The organism is Bacillus sp. 7884-1, assembly GCF_002272245.1.
GTDB lineage: Bacteria > Bacillota > Bacilli > Bacillales > Cytobacillaceae > Neobacillus.
Window position 1 is genome coordinate 1 of sequence record NZ_NPDD01000226.1, and the last position, 774, is coordinate 774.

The window sequence follows — 774 nt, forward strand, 5'->3', positions numbered from 1 at the left end:
ATGATTATTCGAAGAAGCATTCCTTAGTGGAGCATAAATCAACAGCCAAGTTTAACAGATCCAAAATAAAAAACAACCACCGATTATGAATCAGTGGTTGTTTTTTTAGTTTTCTTTATTAGGTAGTAGATGACACCAAGAATAACAGCTCCAATAATTATAGGCATTGTATATTGTGCTGCATATTCTTTAATATGTGACCAATTCTCGCCTAACGCATGTCCCAAGTAAAGGAATAGAATGGTCCATGGAATAACAGCTGCTACTGTATAAAGTGTAAATTTTGTCGGGGACATTTTAGCGATACCAGCTGGAATGGATATAGCATGCCTGACGATAGGAATAAATCGAGCAAAGAAAATGACGCCGACTCCATATTTTTTAAACCATAGTTCAGATAGGTCAATTTGCTTCTTTTTAATTAAGACATACTTTCCGTACTTCTCTAAAAATGGACGGCCTCCATAATACCCAGCCCAATAGAGGAAAAGCTGTGCTAATGTTCCGCCAATCGTCCCAGCAATGATTGCTCCTGGATAGCCAAGAATGCCTTCTGAAATCATATAACCGCCGTAACCTAAGACTATTTCACTTGGAATAACTTCTATCATTAACCCTAGTGCAATTCCAAAGTAACCTAACTCTGATAAGAACTCCAATACTGAAAAAATAAATTCCTTCATAGTTCACCTTCACTTTTGTATATGTTCTTTTGCTTTTATTAGTGTCTAGCTTCAGCGCCTAGGGGCTCGAGGTCATAAGCTTGTCTAGTTG

General features: G+C 37.5%; 1 protein-coding gene. It reads right to left on the bottom strand.

What is annotated here, in order from left to right:
* Positions 1-83: 83 nt before the first annotated feature.
* Positions 84-683, bottom strand: coding sequence for a DedA family protein (locus CHI06_RS24945; RefSeq protein WP_095251299.1), 600 nt, complete (start codon positions 681-683; stop codon positions 84-86).
* Positions 684-774: the final 91 nt, after the last annotated feature.

What these genes read in the sequence shown, in the direction of transcription:
- CHI06_RS24945 (WP_095251299.1), bottom strand. Translation starts at nt 683, where the DNA reads ATGAAGGAATTTATTTTTTCAGTATTGGAGTTCTTATCAGAGTTAGGT.